Below are 13,817 nucleotides of genomic sequence, written 5' to 3'. Positions count from 1 at the left end.
CAATTGGAGTCATTTCGGGGTAAAATCGCGGGTTGCGAACCGGCAGCCAGCCTAGTAGCCAGCCCAGTAGCTAGCCCAGTAAAGCAACGACCAATCCTCCATGATCCCGACCGGGTCGGACATGGAATCAAACGGAGAAAACAAGTTTCATGGCGATCGTTGTCAACAAACCCATTCCCGAATTCGACGCCAATGCGACAGGCGGCCTGAAGGTCTCGAACACGTCTCACCTCGGCCATGTGCTGGTCATGTACTTCTACCCCAAGGACAATACCCCGGGTTGCACGACCGAGGCGATGCAATTCCGCGATCGCTACAAGGACTTCGAGAAGGCGGGCGCCACCGTGTTCGGCGTCTCGCGCGACAACATGAAGTCGCACGACGAATTCAAGGCGAAGCTCGAACTCCCCTTCGAGCTGATCGCCGATACCGAAGAAAAGATGTGCCACATGTTCGGTGTGGTCAAGAACAAGATCATGTACGGCAAGAAGGTCAAGGGCATCGAGCGCAGCACCTTCCTGATCGGCGCCGACGGCATCCTGAAGGCCGAATGGCGGGGCCTCAAGGTCCCGGGCCACGTCGACGACGTCCTGAAGGCAGTCAAGGCGCTCAAGAAATCCGCCTGAAACCCGAATTCGTGTGGTTTTTCGCGCTCGCGTTGGCGAAGCGCAACGATCACAGGCTGCGTCACGTGCGATGTGCATAATGGCTTCATGCCGTTGAGCTCCACGACCGCATCCACCGAAAAAAGCCGCCCTGGTCTTCAGGCGGCTTTTTCGCTTTCTGGCCCCTTTACTTTTGCGAGCGACACCCTCCATGCCCTTGCCTCCCGCCCCCACGAAACGCGCCGCACTGCTTTCGCCGGACGCCCACGACGCGCCCGCCCGTTCCTCGCACGGACGCAGCGGCCGCCGCTCGGCCGACCGCAGGACTGAGCAAAGCGACTCGAACGGGCCCCAGCCGCTCGAATTGTTCGATCGCCACGCGGCCGAGGCTGGCGCCGCGATCGAGCCGCCGCCGCTGCCCCGGGCCAAGGCGCCGCCGCGTCCGGTGCAGGAGCCGGCCGTGCAGGTCGAGACCCGCGTCCGCGCGCCCGCCCCGGCACCGCAGGTCGCCCAGCGTCCCAAGCGCAGCAAGTCCAACGGTCCGGCGAAGCTCTTCGTGCTGGACACCAACGTGCTGCTGCACGACCCGATGTGCCTGTTCCGCTTCGAGGAGCACGACATCTTTCTGCCGATGATCGTGCTGGAAGAGCTCGACGGCCACAAGAAAGGCACCACCGAAGTCGCGCGCAACGGCCGCCAGACCAGCCGCACGCTCGACGCGCTGGCCGGCGCGCAGGGTGCCGACATCGGCAAGGGGCTGAAACTCGACACCACCGGCCACCGCGAGGCCGGCGGCAAGCTGTTCTTCCAGACCGCGCCGCTCGACTACACGCTGCCGACTAGCCTGCCGCAGGGCAAGGCCGACAACCAGATCCTGGGCGTGGTGCAGGCGCTGCGCGACCTCTACGCCGAGGACGCGCCCAGCCGGCCGAAGCAGGAAGTGGTGCTGGTGTCGAAGGACATCAACATGCGCGTCAAGGCACGCGCCCTCGGGCTGGCCGCCGACGACTACCAGAACGACAAGACCCTCGAGGACGGCGACCTGCTCTACGCCGGCTCGCTGGCCCTGCCGGCCGACTTCTGGACCCGCCAAAGCAAGACGGTCGAAAGCTGGCAGAGCGGCAGCAGCACCTTCTACCGCATCAGCGGCCCGATCGTGCCGAACCTCTACATCAACCAGTTCGTGTATTTCGAGGCGCCCGGCGAGCCGAGCATGTATGCGCGCGTGACCGAGATCCGCGACAAGACCGCGGTGCTCAAGACCTTGAAGGACTACGGCTCGGTCAAGAACGCGGTGTGGGGCGTGAACACCCGCAACCGCGAGCAGAACTTCGCGATGAACCTGCTGATGGACCCGGACGTCGACTTCGTCACGCTGACCGGCACCGCCGGCACCGGCAAGACCCTGATGGCGCTGGCCTCGGGCCTGACGCAGGTGCTCGACGACCGCCGCTACACCGAGATCATCATGACCCGCGCGACCGTCAGCGTCGGCGAGGACATCGGCTTCCTGCCCGGCACCGAGGAAGAAAAGATGGGCCCCTGGATGGGCGCGCTCGACGACAACCTCGAGTTCCTGGCCAAGGGCGACGGCGGCGGCGCCGGCGAATGGGGCCGGGCGGCCACCAACGAGCTGATCCGCAGCCGCATCAAGATCAAGAGCATGAACTTCATGCGCGGGCGTACCTTCCTGAACAAGTACGTGATCATCGACGAGGCGCAGAACCTGACGCCCAAGCAGATGAAGACGCTGGTGACGCGGGCCGGCCCGGGCACCAAGATCATCTGCATGGGCAACCTGGCCCAGATCGATACGCCCTACCTCACCGAGGGCTCTTCCGGCCTGACCTTCGCGGTCGACAAGTTCAAGGGCTGGCCGCACAGCGGGCACATCACGCTGGCGCGCGGCGAACGCTCCAGGCTCGCCGACTTCGCCAGCGAAGTCCTGTAGCTCGCCCCCAGGTTGCCCGGCACTTCGTGTCCGGGCGCCCACCCCCTGCCGGGGGCAACACCAGCGGCCTGGCAAAGCCAGTTCCGCGGTGTTTCCCGAACGGGCCTCGCTGCGCGCGGCCGCCCTTCTCTTCACCCTGCTGAAGTCTGCTGACACTACGTTGTCAGCAGGCGGCGCGCAGCATGAGGCCTTCAATCACTGACTGAGGAGAGCTCCATGACTGCCACCACCATCAACTGGTTCGAAATCCCCGTTGCCGACCTGGATCGCGCCCAGGCCTTCTACGAGAAGGTGCTCGGCCGCGCGCTCAAGCGCGAGGACATGGGCGGCGCGGCGATGGCGATCTTCGCCTACGAAGAACCGGCCACCGGCGGCTGCCTGGTGGCCGGCGGGCCGCGCGCCGCCGCCACGGGCGGCGGCGTTCGGATCTATCTCGACTGCATGCCGAGCATCGACGCCGCGCTGTCGCGCGTGGCGCCGGCGGGCGGGCAGGTCGTGACGCCGAAGACGGCGCTGCCCGGCGACATGGGCTCCTTCGCGGTGCTGCGCGACACCGAAGGCAACGAAGTCGGGCTGCACGCCCTGGCCTGACGCCATGACCGCCCCCACCCGGCACAGGAACTGGATCGCCGTCGCCAGCGCGGAGCATGCGCGGCGCGGCCGCGACGATCCCGCGGGCGGCTTCATGCAGGTCGGCCACGGCAAGCTGGCGCCGCTCAAGCGCATCCGGGCCGGCGACCATGTCGCCTACTACGCGCCGACCACCACCCTGGGCCACGCCGACCGGCTGCAGAGCTTCGTGTCGATCGGCGTGGTCCACGGCGACCACCCCTACGAGGCCGACATGGGCAATGGCTTCGTTCCCTGGCGGCGCGACGTCCGCTACGCCTCGGCGGCCCGGGAAGCGCCGATCCTGCCGCTGATCGAGCAGTTCGATTTCGTCGACGACCCGAAGCACTGGGGCGGCAAGTTCCGCTTCGGCCTGTTCGAGGTCAACGACCACGATTTCGGACTGATCGCGGCCGCCATGCAGGCCGAGCTTCAAGGCCTCGGCCCTTGAAACCGATGATGGAGAAAACCATGCAATCCCAATCCCAATCTCAACCCCAACCCCAACGTCAACGTCTCGAACCCTTCCGCGTCGCGGGGCTGACCGCGCGCACCACCAACCGCGACGAGAGCGATCCGCAGGCCGCCCGCATCGGCACCCTGTGGGACCGCTTCTTCGGCGAGCGGGTCTACGAGAAGACGCCGCACCGCGTCGACGACATGCGGCTGTTCGGCGTCTACTCGGACTACGAGGCCGATGCCCATGGGGCCTTCGACATCACGACCGGCGTCGCCGTGGCGGACGGCCCCGCGAGCGTGCGGATCGAGGGCGGCGACTACCTCGTCTTCCACGGCCACGGCGAGATGCCGCAGATGGTGCTCGCGGTGTGGCAGGCGATCTGGCACTATTTCGATGCGCACCCCGAGATCAAGCGTCGCTACAAGACCGACTTCGAGGCCTACAGCGGCCCCGACCAGGTCGCCATCCACATCGGAATCCTGACGGAATGACATGAGCGAAGATTTCGCCACCCGAATCATCGGAGCCTGACCCCTCTTCATGCGCCGTGCCGACCGCCTGTTCCAGATCGTCCAGCTCATCCGCGGACGCCGCCTCACCACGGCCGCCTTCCTGGCGCAGCGGCTCGAGGTCTCGGAGCGCACGGTCTATCGTGATGTCGCCGACCTGCAACTCCAGGGCGTGCCGATCGAAGGTGAAGCCGGCGTCGGCTACCGGCTCGGCTCCGGCTTCGACCTGCCGCCGCTGATGTTCACGCAGGACGAGGCGGCGGCATTGGTCGCCTCGGCGCGCCTGGCGCAGAGCTGGGTCGACGCCGCGATGGCGCGCGACATCGAATCGGCGCTCGGCAAGATCCTGTCGGTGCTGCCGCCGGCGGCGCGGGTGTCGGCCGAGAGCCTGGCGCTCTACGCGCCGGCCTACGTGCTCGACGCCGGCACGCGCGATCGACTGCAGACCCTGCGCGAGGCGGTGCAGTCACGCCACAAGCTGCGCATGGATTACCGCGATGTCGCCGGCGCTCCCAGCCAGCGCACGGTGCGTCCGCTGGGCTGCTTCTATTGGGGCAAGGTCTGGACCTTCTCGGCCTGGTGCGAACTGCGCGACGACTTCCGCGGCTTTCGGATCGACCGCATCGACCGCATCGAAGTGATGCCGGAGCGTTTCAGGGACGAGCCGGGGAAGACCCTTGCGGACATGCTGCGCCGGCTCAAAGCGGATGCCTAGTCGGTTGAGGACAGAGCAAAAACTGCTGCGCGGTTTCTTGGTCTGTCCCGCAAGGTCTCAAGATTCTCAGAAATCGTTGCCGCCGCCCGCCAGGTTCTCGAACTTGGTCAGCGGCTTCAGGAAGGCCAGCTTGACGGTGCCGGTCGGGCCATTGCGATGCTTGCTGATGATCACCTCGGCGACGCCCGGCTCCTTGCTGTTCTTGTCGTAGTAGTCGTCGCGGTAGATGAACATGATGATGTCGGCGTCCTGCTCGATCGCGCCGGACTCGCGCAGGTCGCTCATCATCGGGCGCTTGTCGGTGCGGCTCTCGACGCCGCGGCTCAACTGCGACAGCGCGATCACCGGGCACTTGAGCTCCTTGGCCAGCATCTTCAGGCCGCGCGAGATTTCGCCCACGGCGGTGGCGCGGTTCTCGTCGTTCATGCTGCTCGAGACGCTCATGAGCTGCAGGTAGTCGACCACGATCAGGCCGAGCTTGCCGTACTGGCGCGCCAGCCTGCGCGCGTTGGCGCGCAGCTCGCTCGTGGTGAGGCCGGGCGTCTCGTCGATGTGCAGCGACACGTTGCGCAGCTTCTCGATGGCTTCGGTCAGGCGCGGCCATTCCTCGTCGGTCAGCTTGCCGGTGCGCAGGTGGCCCTGGTCGATGCGGCCGATCGAGCCGACGATACGCACCGCCAGCTGCGAGGCGCCCATTTCCATCGAGAACACCGCCACCGGCAGGCCTTCGTTGAGGGCCACGTGCTCGGCGATGTTGATGGCCAGCGAGGTCTTGCCCATCGAGGGCCGCGCCGCCAGCACGATCATGTCGCCCGGCTGCAGGCCCGAGGTCATCTTGTCGAATTCGTAGAAGCCGGTCCGCACGCCCGTGATGTCGTTCGGGTTCTCGGCCATCTCGGTCACGCGGTCGAGCAGTTCGACCACCAGGGAATCCATGCCCTGGAAGCCCTGCTTCATGCGCGAGCCTTCCTCGCCGATGTTGAAGATCTTCTGCTCGGCCTCGTCGAGGATCTTGTCGACCGCCTTGCCCTGCGTGTTGAAGGCGTTGGTGGCGATCTCGTCGCTCGCGCTCACCAGCTTGCGCAGGATCGAGCGCTCGCGCACGATTTCGGCGTAGCGCCGGATGTTGCTCGCGCTCGGCACGTACTGCGCGAGCGAGTTGAGGTAGGCCAGGCCGCCGATCTCGTCGGCCTTGCCGAGGTTCTGCAACTGCTCGTAGACCGTGATCACGTCGGCCGGTTTGCTGGCGTTGATCAGCGTGCCGATGGCCGCGTAGATCAGCTTGTGCTCGTGGCGGTAGAAGTCGCCGTCGACCACCACGTCGCCCATCCGGTCCCAGGCGCCGTTGTCGAGCAGCAGGCCGCCCAGCACGCTCGATTCGGCCTCGATCGAATGCGGCGGGATGCGCAGTTGCGCGATCTGGCGGTCTGACGACGGGTCGTTATCGGCGTAGGAAAAGAGTGCGGACATGAAGTTCCTTGCAACCATGCATGCTAAGCCGGGCGGGGCGCGGCGTCACGTGGACAAGGCTGTGAATAAGCAGTGATCTTCCGGTGCAGCGTGCGGGACAACCCAGGCCGCCGGAAAAAGAAAAGCCGCCCGAAGGCGGCTCTTTCACGCGCACGAAGCGCGTGGGGCGTCTTAGGCGCTCTCGCCGTAGACCGTGACCGTGATGTCGACCACCACGTCGGTGTGCAGCGCGACGCTGACGGTGCTGTCGCCGACGACCTTGATCGGGCCGTTGGGCATGCGCACTTGCGCCTTCGCGACCTTGTAGCCTTGCTTGCCGAGCTCTTCGGCGATGTCGGCGTTGGTGACCGAGCCGAACAGGCGGCCGTCGACGCCGGCCTTCTGGGTCAGCTTGACGGTGGTGCCGCCGAGCTTTTCGCCCTGGGCTTGCGATTCGGCCAGCTTGGCGGCCGCAGCCTTTTCGAGCTCGACGCGCTTGGCTTCGAATTCGGCCTTGTTGGCTTCGGTGGCGCGGCGGGCACGGCCCGACGGGATCAGGAAGTTGCGGGCGTAACCGTCCTTGACCTTGACGATTTCGCCGAGGACGCCGAGGTTGACGACTTTGTCCAGAAGAATGACTTGCATGGTGTGTCGCTCCTTAGACGCGGTGTTGGTCGCTGTACGGCACCATCGCGAGGAAGCGGGCACGCTTGATCGCGGTGTTGAGCTGGCGCTGGTAGATCGCGCGCGTGCCGGTCAGGCGTGCGGGGATGATCTTGCCGTTTTCGCTGATGAAGTCGCGCAGGGTGTCGATGTCCTTGTAGTCGATCTCTTCGACGCCGGCGACGGTGAAGCGGCAGAAGCGCTTGCGCTTGAACAGCAGCGACTGGGTGTTGCGCTTCGGACGCTTGTCCTTGTTGAATTTCTTGAACGTGGCCATGTTTGGACCTCTAGAAAATTAATCTTGCTGAAAGTTCTGGATGTGAAGCACTGGATGCTTGCCGTTGCCCGGTGTCGCGAGGAAGCCCTGGAATCGCCAGAGACTGCCCAGCTCCTGCCTTGCGAGCCGTTCGGCCACTGCGCCGAAGGCGACGGCCTTGATGGCCGCCTTGACCTGTCGGGGCTGGGACGCTTCGGTCACTGTCGACTCGTGTTCGAGTCGCAGGTCGACGGCGGGCAGACCGGCAGGCGTGAAACGCAGGGCTCCGAGTTCGGCGACGCAGGCAGTCAGCAACAGCTGATTGACCGCGGCAACGCTCACGCCATCAGTTGTTGTTGGCGGCGTATTCGGCCTGCTGGGCCTTGCGGGCCTCTTCGCGCTCGACCGTCTTCATCATCGACGAAGGACCGGTGTCGGCCTTCTTCTTGACCACGGTCAGGTGGCGCAGGACGGCGTCGTTGAACTTGAACGCGTGCTCGAGTTCGGCCATGACGGTCTGCTCGGCTTCGATGTTCACGCACAGATAGTGCGCCTTGTTCAGCTTGTTGATCTGGTAGGCCAGCTGACGGCGGCCCCAGTCTTCGACGCGGTGGATCTTGCCGCCGCCGGCCGTGATCAGGCCCTTGTAGCGCTCCAGCATGGCCGGAACCTGCTCGCTCTGATCCGGGTGGATCAGCAAAATGATTTCATAGTGACGCATTGGCACTCCTTGTGGTCCGTTTGGATTCCCCGATGTTGGTCGAGGAAAGGGGTTGAGCCACCCGCGGCGTCAGACGTGGTGTGGCAAGGCAAAGCCGTAAATTATAGCACTCAGGCGCCGCGCAGTGCCCGTTCGAGTGCGGCGGCCTTGTCAGGCCCCACCGCCGCCTGGATCTTCGGGAACAGCTCCAGCAGCTGTTCGTAGTTGGCGGTGCCCTCGACCGACAGGTTGAGCCTGAAGCCACGCAAGCCCAGGCTGCCCGTCAGCTGGGTCGCGATCGGATAGGCGTCCTTGTAGCGCTGCTGGTCGGAGCGGCCCGCAGTCGGCGCAGCAACCACGGGCGCGGGGGCGGGCGCCGGCGACGCAGCACCTGCGGGAGCGGCGGGAATCGCAGGCGCGCTGGCCTCGCCGACCAGCGCCAGCAGGCCCTGCGCGATCATCTGGTCGATTTCCTCGCGGCTCACGCCCATCCCGGCCTCGAGCACGTCGCCGACGCTACGCTTGCCGTCGCAGAGGATGAACGCCGTGCGCTGGCGGGGTGTCAGCGCGATCGAACGATCCTTCAGGACACGCTGACCGGCTTCAGTCTTGACAAGAATCATGGGTTCCTCGACGCCAGGACCAGGGGCGCGGCTCGGGCCCCCCGGAAATGCCTGGAGTGTGACAGCAAAGATGCATTTGGTTTCAAATACACCAAGCTGACACGGGGATTACACCCAGTCCGTGAACAAAGTCGTTGCGCGACGGTGACACCGTCGCGCCTCACGATCGGTCAGCGCTTGGCGAGCTGCTGCCAGGTCTCGATGACGCTGTCGGGATTCAGCGAAATCGACTCGATCCCCTGCTCCGCCAGCCAGAGCGCGAAATCCGGATGGTCGCTGGGCCCCTGGCCGCAGATGCCGACGTACTTGCCCTGGGCCTTGCAGGCCTTGATGACCTTCTCCAGCAGAGCCTTGACCGCGGGGTCGCGCTCGTCGAAGTCGGCGGCCAGCAATTCGAGGCCGGAATCGCGGTCCAGGCCCAGCGTGAGCTGGGTCAGGTCGTTGGAGCCGATCGAGAAGCCGTCAAAGAACTTCAGGAACTCCTCGGGCAGGATCGCGTTGCTCGGCACTTCGCACATCATGATCAGCTTGAGCTCGTTTTCGCCGCGCTTCAGGCCGTGCTCGCCCAGCAGTTCGGTCACGCGCTGGGCCTGGCCCAGGGTGCGCACGAAGGGCACCATGATCTGCACGTTGGTCAGGCCCATCTCGTTGCGCACGCGCTTGAGCGCCTCGCATTCCATCGCGAAGGCCTCGCCGAACTCGCCGCTCAGGTAGCGCGCGGCACCCCGGAAGCCGAGCATCGGGTTCTCTTCCTCGGGCTCGTAGCGGCTGCCGCCGATCAGCTTGCGGTACTCGTTCGACTTGAAGTCCGACAGCCGCACGATCACCGGCTTCGGCCAGAAGGCGGCGCCGATGGTGGCGATGCCCTCGGCCACCTTGTCGACGTAGAAGGCGCGCGGCGATGCATGCCCGCGGGCCACCGATTCGACCGCCTTCTTGAGGTCGGCATCGACGTTCGGGTAGTCGAGGATCGCCTTCGGGTGGACGCCGATGTTGTTGTTGATGATGAACTCGAGCCGCGCCAGGCCGACGCCGTGGTTCGGCAACTGGGCGAAGTCGAAGGCCAGCTGCGGGTTGCCGACGTTCATCATGACCTTGAGGTCGATGGGGGGCATTTCGCCGCGCTGCACTTCGGTCACCTCGGTTTCGATCAAGCCGTCGTAGATGAAGCCGGTGTCGCCTTCGGCGCAGCTCACGGTCACCAGGGTGCCGTCCTTGAGCAGGTCGGTGGCGTCGCCGCAGCCGACCACCGCCGGGATGCCCAGTTCGCGGGCGATGATCGCCGCGTGGCAGGTGCGCCCGCCGCGGTTGGTCACGATCGCCGCGGCCCGCTTCATCACCGGCTCCCAGTTGGGGTCGGTCATGTCGGTGACCAGCACGTCGCCGGCCTGGACCTTGTCCATCTCGCTGATGCTGTGGACCAGGCGCACCGGTCCGGTGCCGATCTTCTGGCCGATCGCACGGCCTTCGGCCAGCACGGCGCCGCGGCCCAGCAGCTTGTAGCGCTGCTCGGCCTTGCCCTGCTGCTGGCTCTTCACGGTTTCAGGGCGCGCCTGCAGGATGTAGAGCTGGCCGTCGGTGCCGTCCTTGCCCCACTCGATGTCCATCGGGCGGCCGTAGTGCTCCTCGATCACGAGGGCGTACCTGGCGAGCTGCTCGACGTCGGCGTCGGTCAGCGAATAGCGGTTGCGCTGCTCGGTCGGCACGTCGGTGGTCTTGACCAGCTTGCCGCTGGCGGCCTTTTCGGCCGCGCTCGCGAACTCCATCTGGATCAGCTTGGAGCCCAGGTTGCGGCGGATGACGGCCCGCTTGCCGGCGCGCAGGGTCGGCTTGTGGACGTAGAACTCGTCGGGGTTCACGGCGCCCTGCACCACCGTCTCGCCGAGGCCGTAGCTCGAGGTGATGAACACCACGTCCTCGAAGCCGGATTCGGTGTCGATCGTGAACATCACGCCGGCGGCGCCGAGGTCGCTGCGGACCATGCGCTGGACGCCGGCCGACAGCGCCACCACGTCGTGGGCGAAGCCCTTGTGGACCCGGTAGCTGATCGCGCGGTCGTTGTAGAGGGAGGCGAACACTTCCTTCATCTTGTGCAGCACGTCCTCGATGCCGACCACATTGAGGAAGGTCTCCTGCTGGCCGGCGAAGGAGGCGTCGGGCAGGTCTTCGGCGGTGGCCGAGGAGCGGACCGCGAAGCTGGCCTGGGGATTGCCAGCCGACAGGGTGGCGAAGGCATCCGCGATCGCCTTCTGCAGATCGGCCGGGAAAGGCTGGGCCTCGACCATGGCGCGGATTTCGCCACCCACGGTGGCCAGGGCGCGCACGTCCTCGGTGTCCAGCGCGGCGAGCTTGGCGCTGATCTTGTCGGCCAGGCCGTCATGGGCCAGGAACTGGCGGAAGGCGTGGGCCGTGGTGGCGAAGCCCGTCGGCACCCGCACGCCCTGCGGCAGCTGGGAAATCATCTCGCCGAGACTGGCGTTCTTGCCGCCGACCGACTCGACGTCGGTCATTCTCAGGTTTTCGAAAGGGACGACCAGGGCGGTCGCTTCGAAGAGGTCAGACATGGGAAAGCTCCAGAAGTTGAAACTGTGGCTGCATGCAGGCGGCACGACGCGATCGTTCTTCTTGCTCTGGGCATCGGCGGGGGGTGCATGCTGGAATTCGAAGGGGAAAAGTGCTCGGCTTTCCCGATAATGGGGCGAATTGTAGGCGCGGCGGGGTTCGGCGTGCCGCAGGACAAGGTCGCCAATTCATGCACACGCGCACAGTTTTCTTCGTTTCCGACGGCACCGGCATCACTGCCGAAACCTTCGGCAATGCCGTTCTGGCCCAGTTCGAGATGAAGCCGCGCCACGTGCGGCTGCCCTTCACCGACACGGTCGACAAGGCGCACCAGGCGGTGCGAAAAATCAACCACACGGCCGAAATCGAGGGCGTCCGGCCGATCGTCTTCACGACGCTGGCCAACATGGAAGTGCTCGAGGTCATCGAAACCGGCTGCAAGGGCATGCTGCTCGACATGTTCGGCACCTTCGTGCGCCCGCTCGAGATCGAGCTGGCCATGAAATCGAACCATCGCATCGGCCGCTTCAGCGACGTCAGCAAGAGCAAGGAATACGACGCCCGGATCGCGGCGATCGATTTCAGCCTGGCGCACGACGACGGCCAGAGCAACCGCGACCTCGAGGGCGCCGACGTGATCCTGGTCGGCGTCAGCCGCAGCGGCAAGACGCCAACCTCGCTCTACCTGGCCATGCAGCATGGCCTGAAGGCGGCCAATTACCCGCTGATCCCCGAGGATTTCGAGCGCCGCCAGTTGCCGCCGGCGCTGATGCCGCACCGCAAGAAGATCTTCGGGCTCACGATCCAGCCCGAGCGGCTGAGCGAGATCCGCAACGAGCGACGGCCGAATTCCCGCTACGCGAGCCTCGAGAGCTGCCGCCAGGAGGTCAGCGAGGCCGAGGCCATGATGCGGCGGGCCGGCATCCGCTGGCTGTCGACCACCACCAAGTCGATCGAGGAGATCGCGACCACGATCCTGCAGGAACTGCGCCCCGAGCGACTCACGTACTAGTCAGTTGCCAGCCGGCATCCCGGTCGCTTGTGCGGCAACCGCGCCGACCCGCTCAGGCTGCGACCGCTTCTTCCGCCGGCGCCGAGGTGCGGATCAGGTGGTCGAAGGCGCTCAACGCCGCCTTCGCGCCATCGCCGGCGGCGATGATGATCTGCTTGAACGGCACCGTCGTGGCGTCGCCCGCGGCGAACACGCCCGGCACCGAGGTCTGGCCCTTGGCGTCCACCACGATCTCGCCGTGCTTCGACAGCTCGACCGTGCCCTTGAGCCAATCGGTGTTGGGCACCAGGCCGATCTGCACGAACACGCCTTCGAGCGGCACGCGGTGGCTCTCGCCGGTCGCGCGGTCCTTGTAGACCAGGCCGTCGACCTTCTGGCTGTCGCCGGTGATCTCGGTGGTCTGCGCGTTGAGGTGCACCGTGACGTTGGCGAGGCTGCGCAGCTTGCGCTGCAGCACCGCGTCGGCGCGCAGCTGCGTGTCGTACTCGATCAAGGTCACGTGGCCGACGATGCCGGCCAGGTCGATCGCCGCCTCCACGCCCGAGTTGCCGCCGCCGATCACCGCCACCCGCTTGCCCTTGAACAGCGGACCGTCGCAGTGCGGGCAGTAGGCCACGCCCTTGTTCTTGTACTCGTGCTCGCCGGGCACGTTGATGTTGCGCCAGCGCGCACCGGTCGAGATCACGACCGAACGGCTCTTCAGCGATGCCCCGCTCTCGAGCTTGATCTCGATGAAGTCGTCCCCCGCCACCAGGCCGGCGGCGCGCTGCAGGTTCATGATGTCGACGTCGTAGTCGCGCACGTGCTCCTCGAGCGCCAGGGCGAACTTGGGTCCTTCGGTCTCCTTGATCGAGATGAAGTTCTCGATGCCCATGGTGTCGAGCACCTGGCCGCCGAAGCGCTCCGAGGCGACACCGGTGCGAATGCCCTTGCGCGCCGCGTACACCGCGGCCGCGGCACCGGCGGGGCCGCCGCCGACGATCAGCACGTCGAAGGGTTCCTTGGCGGCGATCTTCTTCGCTTCGCGCTCGACGCCGCTGGTGTCGATCTTGGCCAGGATCTCTTCGAGGCTCATACGGCCCTGGCCGAATTCCGTGCCGTTCAGGAAGACGGTCGGCACGGCCATGATCTGCCGTTCCTTGACCTCGTCCTGGAACAGCGAGCCGTCGATCATCGTGGTCTTGATGCGCGGGTTCTGGATCGCCATCAGGTTCAGCGCCTGGACCACGTCCGGGCAGTTGTGGCAGGTCAGCGAGATGTAGATCTCGAACTCGAAGTCGCCGTCGAGCGCGCGGATCTGCTGCAGCACCGCGTCGTCGACCTTGGGCGGGTAGCCGCCGACCTGCAGCAGGGCCAGCACGAGCGAAGTGAATTCGTGGCCCATCGGCAGGCCCGCGAAACGCGGACCGTGGTTTTCGCTGGGCCGGTTGATGGAAAAAGACGGCTTGCGATGCTGGTCGTCCCGGCTCTCGCTGACCTTCACCAGCGCGGACGACTCGGCCACGTCCTTCAGCAGCGCCTGCAGGTCGCCCGACGCCTTGCTGTCATCGAGCGAAGCGACGATCTCGATCGGCTGCGTGATGCGGTCGAGGTAGCTTTTGAGTTGCGATTTGGTGCCGGCGTCGAGCATGGTGACTTTCTTTTTCAAATGCGGTGGAAACAAAAAAGCCCGGGTGCGAGCGCGCCCGGGCTGTGGCGCGAGT

The 13,817-nt window shown here is 65.8% G+C and carries 15 protein-coding genes; 7 read left to right on the top strand and 8 right to left on the bottom strand.

Annotation, left to right across the window (positions count from 1 at the left end):
• Positions 1-149 precede the first annotated feature (149 nt).
• From QTI17_RS09680 to QTI17_RS09655, 6 genes are all read left to right on the top strand, one after another.
• Complete coding sequence (locus QTI17_RS09680; protein WP_286507466.1) at positions 150-626, top strand: peroxiredoxin; 477 nt, start codon at positions 150-152, stop codon at positions 624-626.
• A 190-nt stretch (positions 627-816) separates the two neighbouring features.
• Positions 817-2,556, top strand: a complete 1,740-nt coding sequence (locus tag QTI17_RS09675) for a PhoH family protein (RefSeq protein ID WP_286532704.1) — start codon at positions 817-819, stop codon at positions 2,554-2,556.
• 216 nt (positions 2,557-2,772) lie between these two features.
• The gene (locus QTI17_RS09670; protein ID WP_286532702.1) at positions 2,773-3,147 is read left to right on the top strand and encodes a VOC family protein; all 375 of its coding nucleotides are present in this window, start codon (positions 2,773-2,775) and stop codon (positions 3,145-3,147) included.
• A gap of 4 nt (positions 3,148-3,151) precedes the next feature.
• Positions 3,152-3,616: an EVE domain-containing protein gene (locus tag QTI17_RS09665; protein WP_286532701.1), complete on the top strand. Its 465-nt coding sequence runs from the start codon at positions 3,152-3,154 to the stop codon at positions 3,614-3,616.
• 20 nt (positions 3,617-3,636) lie between these two features.
• A complete protein-coding gene (locus QTI17_RS09660) occupies positions 3,637-4,116 on the top strand; it encodes a GyrI-like domain-containing protein (RefSeq protein WP_286532699.1) in 480 nt (159 codons plus the stop codon).
• Between the two features lie 49 nt (positions 4,117-4,165).
• Positions 4,166-4,849: a helix-turn-helix transcriptional regulator gene (locus QTI17_RS09655; RefSeq protein ID WP_286532697.1), complete on the top strand. Its 684-nt coding sequence runs from the start codon at positions 4,166-4,168 to the stop codon at positions 4,847-4,849.
• Between the two features lie 66 nt (positions 4,850-4,915).
• Here QTI17_RS09655 and dnaB read toward each other — a convergent pair whose 3' ends face one another.
• From dnaB to ppsA, 7 genes are all read right to left on the bottom strand, one after another.
• Complete coding sequence (dnaB, locus tag QTI17_RS09650; protein ID WP_286507457.1) at positions 4,916-6,319, bottom strand: replicative DNA helicase; 1,404 nt, start codon at positions 6,317-6,319, stop codon at positions 4,916-4,918.
• Positions 6,320-6,490: 171 nt separating this feature from the next.
• Positions 6,491-6,943: a 50S ribosomal protein L9 gene (gene rplI / locus QTI17_RS09645; protein ID WP_286532695.1), complete on the bottom strand. Its 453-nt coding sequence runs from the start codon at positions 6,941-6,943 to the stop codon at positions 6,491-6,493.
• 13 nt (positions 6,944-6,956) lie between these two features.
• The gene (gene rpsR, locus QTI17_RS09640; protein WP_007830781.1) at positions 6,957-7,238 is read right to left on the bottom strand and encodes a 30S ribosomal protein S18; all 282 of its coding nucleotides are present in this window, start codon (positions 7,236-7,238) and stop codon (positions 6,957-6,959) included.
• An 18-nt stretch (positions 7,239-7,256) separates the two neighbouring features.
• Positions 7,257-7,559: a primosomal replication protein N gene (gene priB, locus QTI17_RS09635; protein ID WP_286524444.1), complete on the bottom strand. Its 303-nt coding sequence runs from the start codon at positions 7,557-7,559 to the stop codon at positions 7,257-7,259.
• Between the two features lie 4 nt (positions 7,560-7,563).
• Positions 7,564-7,938, bottom strand: coding sequence for a 30S ribosomal protein S6 (gene rpsF / locus QTI17_RS09630; RefSeq protein ID WP_286507454.1), 375 nt, complete (start codon positions 7,936-7,938; stop codon positions 7,564-7,566).
• 110 nt (positions 7,939-8,048) lie between these two features.
• On the bottom strand, positions 8,049-8,540 hold the full coding sequence (locus QTI17_RS09625) for a hypothetical protein (protein ID WP_286532692.1): 492 nt from the start codon (positions 8,538-8,540) through the stop codon (positions 8,049-8,051).
• Positions 8,541-8,710: 170 nt separating this feature from the next.
• A complete protein-coding gene (gene ppsA, locus QTI17_RS09620) occupies positions 8,711-11,104 on the bottom strand; it encodes a phosphoenolpyruvate synthase (protein ID WP_286532690.1) in 2,394 nt (797 codons plus the stop codon).
• A gap of 188 nt (positions 11,105-11,292) precedes the next feature.
• Here ppsA and ppsR point away from each other — a divergent pair, with 188 nt between their 5' ends.
• On the top strand, positions 11,293-12,114 hold the full coding sequence (gene ppsR / locus QTI17_RS09615) for a posphoenolpyruvate synthetase regulatory kinase/phosphorylase PpsR (protein WP_286532687.1): 822 nt from the start codon (positions 11,293-11,295) through the stop codon (positions 12,112-12,114).
• Between the two features lie 52 nt (positions 12,115-12,166).
• On the opposite strand, the gene ahpF is transcribed toward ppsR, so the two are convergent.
• A complete protein-coding gene (gene ahpF / locus QTI17_RS09610) occupies positions 12,167-13,744 on the bottom strand; it encodes an alkyl hydroperoxide reductase subunit F (RefSeq protein WP_286533109.1) in 1,578 nt (525 codons plus the stop codon).
• Between the last annotated feature and the right edge of the window lie 73 nt (positions 13,745-13,817).

The organism is Variovorax sp. J31P179 (assembly GCF_030316985.1).
GTDB lineage: Bacteria > Pseudomonadota > Gammaproteobacteria > Burkholderiales > Burkholderiaceae_C > Variovorax > Variovorax ginsengisoli_B.
This window is presented reverse-complemented; position numbering and strand designations above follow the sequence as displayed.

What these genes read in the sequence shown, in the direction of transcription:
- QTI17_RS09680 (WP_286507466.1), top strand. Translation starts at nt 150, where the DNA reads ATGGCGATCGTTGTCAACAAACCCATTCCCGAATTCGACGCCAATGCG.
- QTI17_RS09675 (WP_286532704.1), top strand. Translation starts at nt 817, where the DNA reads ATGCCCTTGCCTCCCGCCCCCACGAAACGCGCCGCACTGCTTTCGCCG.
- QTI17_RS09670 (WP_286532702.1), top strand. Translation starts at nt 2,773, where the DNA reads ATGACTGCCACCACCATCAACTGGTTCGAAATCCCCGTTGCCGACCTG.
- QTI17_RS09665 (WP_286532701.1), top strand. Translation starts at nt 3,152, where the DNA reads ATGACCGCCCCCACCCGGCACAGGAACTGGATCGCCGTCGCCAGCGCG.
- QTI17_RS09660 (WP_286532699.1), top strand. Translation starts at nt 3,637, where the DNA reads ATGCAATCCCAATCCCAATCTCAACCCCAACCCCAACGTCAACGTCTC.
- QTI17_RS09655 (WP_286532697.1), top strand. Translation starts at nt 4,166, where the DNA reads ATGCGCCGTGCCGACCGCCTGTTCCAGATCGTCCAGCTCATCCGCGGA.
- dnaB (WP_286507457.1), bottom strand. Translation starts at nt 6,319, where the DNA reads ATGTCCGCACTCTTTTCCTACGCCGATAACGACCCGTCGTCAGACCGC.
- rplI (WP_286532695.1), bottom strand. Translation starts at nt 6,943, where the DNA reads ATGCAAGTCATTCTTCTGGACAAAGTCGTCAACCTCGGCGTCCTCGGC.
- rpsR (WP_007830781.1), bottom strand. Translation starts at nt 7,238, where the DNA reads ATGGCCACGTTCAAGAAATTCAACAAGGACAAGCGTCCGAAGCGCAAC.
- rpsF (WP_286507454.1), bottom strand. Translation starts at nt 7,938, where the DNA reads ATGCGTCACTATGAAATCATTTTGCTGATCCACCCGGATCAGAGCGAG.
- QTI17_RS09625 (WP_286532692.1), bottom strand. Translation starts at nt 8,540, where the DNA reads ATGATTCTTGTCAAGACTGAAGCCGGTCAGCGTGTCCTGAAGGATCGT.
- ppsA (WP_286532690.1), bottom strand. Translation starts at nt 11,104, where the DNA reads ATGTCTGACCTCTTCGAAGCGACCGCCCTGGTCGTCCCTTTCGAAAAC.
- ppsR (WP_286532687.1), top strand. Translation starts at nt 11,293, where the DNA reads ATGCACACGCGCACAGTTTTCTTCGTTTCCGACGGCACCGGCATCACT.
- ahpF (WP_286533109.1), bottom strand. Translation starts at nt 13,744, where the DNA reads ATGCTCGACGCCGGCACCAAATCGCAACTCAAAAGCTACCTCGACCGC.